This is a genomic window from Microcystis sp. M179S2 (genome assembly GCF_020245805.1).
Lineage (GTDB): Bacteria > Cyanobacteriota > Cyanobacteriia > Cyanobacteriales > Microcystaceae > Microcystis > Microcystis aeruginosa.
On record NZ_JADBUE010000055.1, the window covers coordinates 1 to 5987 of the forward strand.

A 5987-nucleotide genomic window follows, 5' to 3' on the forward strand; every position below is an offset into this window, starting at 1 on the left:
CAATTACCTAATTTTCAGGGAAAAAATCCCTAAATTTTCCCCCCAATCACTCCAATGGTAGGCACTTTTTCAGGGAAAAAAAGTCTAAAAGCCTTATCCAACAAGGTTTTTAGATTTATTCAGCAAACCCTAAGTAGTTGTGCAAAATTAATTTTCTAGTCGAGACTCCGAGACAGCTAATCTAAGGATAGGCGGTTAAAATCCGTTTTAGCTTACTTATGATAAAATGCCTTCAAAGACAGGTAAGGGAAAACTTGCAATTATTCACTCAATAAAATAACTGATAGCCGAGATGAAACCCTGTTACTGTATTAATCCCGATTGTTCTCAACCAGACCATCCGAGTAATAATAACTCGAATACTCGTTACTGTCAAAGTTGCGGCTCTGAGTTGTTGTTAAATGGTAAATATAGGGTAAGTCGGTTATTGAGTGATACGACTGGTTTTGGGGTTGTTTATGAAGCTTTTGAAGGTTTTACAGCCAAAATCCTCAAGGTATTACAAGAAAAATGTAATAATGACCCGAAGGCAGTTGAATTATTTAAACGGGAATATGACGTTTTATTAGAGTTGAGTCGTCAAAATGTCACCGGTGTTCCTCGCGCAGATGCCTATTTTCAATATTCCACAAGGGAGGGGAAAATATTACACTGTTTAGTTATGGAAAAAGTGGAGGGGATTAATTTAGAACAGTGGCTAAAGCAGTATGATAAATTAAGTCAAAAACGAGCCTTAAAATGGCTGAGAGAAATTACTTTAATTCTCGATAAAATTCATCAACAGAATTGGCTGCATCGAGATATTAAACCCCCTAATATCATGCTGCGAAATAGTGGCGAGTTGGTGTTAATTGATTTTGGCACAGCAAGGGAAGAAACCCAAACCTATCATCAAAAGGTAAAAGGTCAACAGGTAACAGGTATTATCTCACGCGGATATACACCCAATGAACAACAACATGGCCAAGCAGTGATTCAATCAGATTTTCATGCTTTAGGACGAACTTTTGTGCATTTATTAACCGGAAAACATCCCTTAAAAATTTATGATGCGGTTAATGATGTTTTACCTTGGCGAGAAGAAACGGAAAATATTCACCCGTTATTGTTGGATTTTATTGATGAGTTGATGGGAAGATTGCCAAAGAATAGACCGGCTAATACTAGGGTTATTTTACAACGTTTAGATGAGATTGAACGGCAATTAAAGTTACCTCCTATAACTCCTAATAGACCATCTCCACCAGCACCAAATCCGCCTCCTGTTGTAACTCAAAAACAACCGCCGGTTATTCCTAAGATTAATTCTTCGGTTTCACCCTTAGATAAAACCCTAACTGGTCATTCTAACTGGGTTTTGTCAGTGGTATATAGTCCCGATAGCCGCTATTTAGCTAGTGGGAGTTGGGACCGTACTATCAAAATTTGGGAGGTAGCAACTGGAAAACAATTGCGTACCCTTACTGGTGATTATAGCGAGGTTTACTCAGTAGTATATAGTCCCGATGGCCGCTATTTAGCTAGTGGGAGTGCTGACAAAACTATCAAAATTTGGCGAGTGAGACAGTAAACTTGTGTTTGGGGTGACAGCAATAACTTTTGTCTATCAAAAATGAGCGACACTTGCGGGAAACTGCACCGATGTCTTTAAAAATATTGGGTTTTGGCTCAAATTATTGAATCGAGCAGTTTTCTCCTAAATAGGGTATGCGGCAAAAAGTACGGGCGAAGCATTCGGATAGAAAATCTACAGTTTCACCGATAGGTTATTGTCCGAATGCTTCGCCCCTACAGGACGCGCGCCGATAAAGACGCAAGATTTTGAACGACGATTCTCTCACAATCTTGCACCTGTGGGAGCGAGAAAAGCCACAAAATTTCTACCTTGCTTACATCTCACATTTATTCAGCAAACCCTATATAATGTGTATATTAACAATCTACTATACACAACTAGGAATAGGATGATGACTAACATTATCATTGATGACCAACTCATGGCTGATGCTCTTAAAGCTACTGGTTTAAAGACTAAACAAGAAGCTGTTGAATTGGGTCTTAAGACTTTGATTCGGCTCAAACAACAGGAGAAAATTAAAGCCTTTAAAGGTAAGCTTAAATGGGAAGGAAACCTTGAGGAAATGAGGCACAATCAATGATTCTTGTGGATTCCAGTGTTTGGATTGATTATTTCAATGGTTATAATACTACGGAAACAACAGAACTTGATTTATTGCTGGGAGTTGAGCCGATAGCTATTGGTGATATTATTCTCACCGAAGTTCTCCAAGGTTTTAGGAGTGATAAGGATTATCAAATAGCCTATCGCTTACTAACTTCATTGACCATTTATGATTTACTAGGTTTGAGAATGGCATTGAAAAGCGCGGACAATTATCGCCAGTTACGCAAGAAGGGGATAACTATTAGGAAAACTGCTGATGTTATTATTGCCTCCTTTTGTATTGAAAATAATCTTCCGCTCCTTTTTTCAGATAAAGATTTTATTCCTTTCGTGAAGCACTTAAAGCTAATTTCAGCTTGTCCTACTACTAATGATGAACGATGATTGAGTTGCGACTCATTTCTATTAAGGAATGTTGAGTAAATCGACTAAAAACTTCATGGTGCAATTTGGTAGATGCTTTTTACCTGAGTTAATCGAGTGGCAAACAATAACGCCGCTAGAATATCCTCTGGCTGATGCTCTTAAAGCTACTGGACTCTCTTATTCTTTGTGTGATAAATTTAACTTCTATAGTAGTGATCGATCTCTGTGTCCTTTGTGTCTCTGTGGTTCGTTCCCCTCACTATTTAGGGCTTGCTGAATAAATGTGAAATGTAGGCAAGGTAGGGGTTTTGTGGCTTTTCTTGCTCCCACAGGTGTAATATTTTGAGAGAATCGTCGTTCAAAACCTTGGGTCTTCATCGGCCCGCGTCCTGTAGGGGCGAAGCATTCGGATAGAAAATCTACGGTTTCACCGATAGGTTATTGCCCGAATGCTTCGCCCGTACTTTTTGCCGCAAACCCTATTTATTGCCGGCAGTGTTCATTGACTATCTAGACCAAAAAAGCCAGTCTTCCCTAATTTTTCGGGAAAACTGGATAAGCTAATCTTGAGATTTTAACCGACGTTAGCGGTTTGTTTTTGGCTAAAAAATACCGCTAAAACCTGTTGGGCAATCTGGGGACTGGTTAAACCCAAATCAGCGAAGGATTCCTCTGGTGTTGCGTGGTCCACTAATTTATCGGGAACCCCGAAACGTTTGACCGGAACTAGAATATTAGCATCCTGTAAAGCTTCCAAAACCGCAGAACCAAAACCACCCATCAAACAACCTTCTTCCAAAGTCACCACCTTACCAAGACGTTGGGCAAGGGGAAAGATAAGTTCTGTATCAAGGGGCTTGACAAAACGAGCATTAACCACTGTGGCTTCGATGCCGTGTTCGCTGAGGATTTCGGCCACCTGTAGGGAAGTGTTGACCATAGTGCCGTATCCTAACAGGAGAATATCATCGCCACTGCGGAGAATTTCGCCCTTACCGATGGGTAAAGCTTCCCAACCCTCTTCCATCAGGGGAACCCCTAAACCGTTGCCCCGGGGATAACGCATGGCAATGGGGCCGCTGGTATGATTAATCCCCGTTACCACCATTCTTTGCAGTTCCGCCTCATCTTTCGGGGCCATAATGGTCATATTGGGGATACAACGCAGGTAGGCGATATCGTACATCCCTTGGTGAGTCGGTCCATCGGCCCCGACAATACCGGCCCGGTCCATGCAGAAGAAAACCGGGAGATTTTGAATGCAGATATCGTGAATAATCTGATCAAAAGCCCGCTGCAGGAAAGTAGAGTAAATAGTGACAACCGGGCGCATTCCTTCGCAAGCAAGACCACCGGCGAGAGTAACAGCGTGTTGTTCGGCAATTCCCACATCGATGTACTGTTTCGGTAGTTTTGCCTGAAATTTATCTAATCCCGTCCCGGTGGCCATAGCGGCGGTGATACCGATAATGCGCGGGTCATTTTCCGCCAATTTAGTGAGAGTATGCCCGAAAACTTTAGAATAAGCCGGAGGTTTCGGTTTACTGGAGGGAATCGGTTTACCCGTGGCTAAATTAAAGGGATTTTGGGCATGATAACCCACTTGATCTTTTTCGGCCCATTCGTAGCCTTTGCCTTTCACGGTGGCAACGTGGACGAAAACCGGTCCGTGGACCTTATGGGCCTGTTTAAAAGTGGCGATTAATTCGGGAATATTATGACCATCAATCGGGCCAAAATATTTAAAGCCCAATTCCTCAATGACAGCGCCGACTTTGGGAACTGCTAACCGTTTCATTCCTTCTTTGACTCGTTCCATTTCCGGAGTGAGGGAGTCACCGAAGAAGGGTAGATGTTTCAATTGTTCTTCGAGATTATCGGCGATAAACTGGACGGGTTCGCTCAAACGAACTTTATTGAGATAGCGGGAAATTGCCCCGACGTTGGGGGAAATGGACATCTCGTTATCGTTGAGGATAACCATGATGTTGGTGTTCGGTAAATGTCCAGCATGGTTAATCGCCTCTAGGGCCATACCCCCGGTTAAAGCGCCATCCCCGATGATCGATACCACCTTGAAATCTTCCCCCTTGGCATCCCGGGCTAAAGCCATTCCTAACCCCGCAGAAATGCTCGTAGAGGCGTGTCCAGCCCCAAAATGGTCAAATTTGCTCTCGCAACGTTTTAGATAGCCCGCAACGCCATTTTTTTGGCGCAGGGTGTGAAAATCATTATAGCGACCGGTAAGGAGTTTGTGCGGATAAGCTTGGTGTCCCACGTCCCAAAGGACTTTATCTCGATCGAGATCGAGGGTTTGGTAAAGGGCGATCGTTAGTTCTACGACTCCTAACCCCGGTCCCAAATGTCCACCGGTAGCGGCGATCGTCTGGAGGTGTTTTTCGCGAATCTGACGGGCAATATCTTCTAATTGACGGAGTGATAAACCATGTAACTGGTTGGGATGAGTAATTTCACTTAGGTGCATATCGGCTTCTTTTTCAAAGTAGTTTATCCCTATACCAACTGTATAGGATCTTCAGCCTGAGATGAGGGAAAATCTAGGCTAATCTGGCCGCCGTGCGTAAAATTTGGCCGGCTAACATGGCAGCCCCAAAACCATTATCGATATTAACCACACCGATACCGACCGCGCAGGAATTGAGCATAGTTAACAAAGGAGCAATACCGCCGAAACTGGTTCCGTAACCGATACTGGTGGGAACGGCGATCACCGGGCGATCAACTAATCCCGCTACCACACTTGGTAAGGCTCCTTCCATTCCCGCAACAACAATTAACACATCGGCGGCATCCAATAGATGGCGATGATTCAAGAGGCGATGAATTCCCGCCACCCCCACATCCCAGAGACGCTGCACGGAAAAACCGCATAATTGAGCAGTAACCGCCGCCTCCTCCGCTACGGGAATATCGGCAGTTCCCGCCGTTAGGATGGAAATTATCCCTTTTGGGGGATTTTCTGGGGCAGCTGCGGCAATGGCACAGATGCGGGCTAAGGGATAATAAACTAAGTCTGTCACCTGTTCCTGTAGCTGCGCTGCTGTCTCTGCTTCAATGCGGGTGGCCATAACCACGGGACTATTTTGACGCAAAACATTGATGATTTGGGCGATTTGAGCGGTGGTTTTACCCGGCCCCCAGATAACCTCCGGAAATCCCGTTCTTAATTGACGATGATGGTCAATTTTAGCGAAGTCTTCCACCGGTTCAAAGGCCAGATGTTTAAGTTTATCTAAGGCTGTCTCTGGGTTAATTTCTCCCCTGGCAACGGCGGTCAGCAGCGATCGCAAATCGGCAGCATGCAACATGGTCAGTTATCAATGGGAAGTGGGGTGTGGGGTGTGGGGTGTGGGGTGTGGGGAAGTGGGAGAGTGGGGAAGTGGGGAAGTGGGGAAGTGGGGAAGTGGGGTGTGGG

At 44.2% G+C, this 5987-nt stretch carries 5 protein-coding genes and 1 pseudogene; 4 read left to right on the forward strand and 2 right to left on the reverse strand.

All coding sequences use genetic code 11. The annotated features are described in order from the left end of the window. Positions 1 to 292 precede the first annotated feature (292 nt). The 4 genes and pseudogenes from IM500_RS03130 to IM500_RS24685 all read left to right on the forward strand — a co-directional run. Positions 293 to 1561, forward strand: a pseudogene (locus IM500_RS03130) (protein kinase domain-containing protein); the annotation flags it as partial. Between the two features lie 403 nt (positions 1562 to 1964). Then, entirely contained in the window at positions 1965 to 2159 is a 195-nt protein-coding gene (locus IM500_RS03135) for a type II toxin-antitoxin system VapB family antitoxin (RefSeq protein ID WP_079206163.1), read from the forward strand. Then, positions 2156 to 2569, forward strand: a complete 414-nt coding sequence (vapC, locus tag IM500_RS03140) for a type II toxin-antitoxin system VapC family toxin (RefSeq protein WP_079206164.1) — start codon at positions 2156 to 2158, stop codon at positions 2567 to 2569. Before IM500_RS03135 ends, vapC begins: the two co-directional genes overlap by 4 nt. A gap of 106 nt (positions 2570 to 2675) precedes the next feature. Continuing rightward, positions 2676 to 2828, forward strand: coding sequence for a type II toxin-antitoxin system VapB family antitoxin (locus IM500_RS24685; RefSeq protein ID WP_502846485.1), 153 nt, complete (start codon positions 2676 to 2678; stop codon positions 2826 to 2828). A gap of 297 nt (positions 2829 to 3125) precedes the next feature. Here the strand turns inward: IM500_RS24685 and dxs are convergent, their stop codons facing one another. Next, positions 3126 to 5036: a 1-deoxy-D-xylulose-5-phosphate synthase gene (dxs, locus tag IM500_RS03145; protein ID WP_190359162.1), complete on the reverse strand. Its 1911-nt coding sequence runs from the start codon at positions 5034 to 5036 to the stop codon at positions 3126 to 3128. Between the two features lie 73 nt (positions 5037 to 5109). Continuing rightward, a complete protein-coding gene (larB, locus tag IM500_RS03150; RefSeq protein WP_287737662.1) occupies positions 5110 to 5880 on the reverse strand; it encodes a nickel pincer cofactor biosynthesis protein LarB in 771 nt (256 codons plus the stop codon). Positions 5881 to 5987 lie beyond the last annotated feature (107 nt).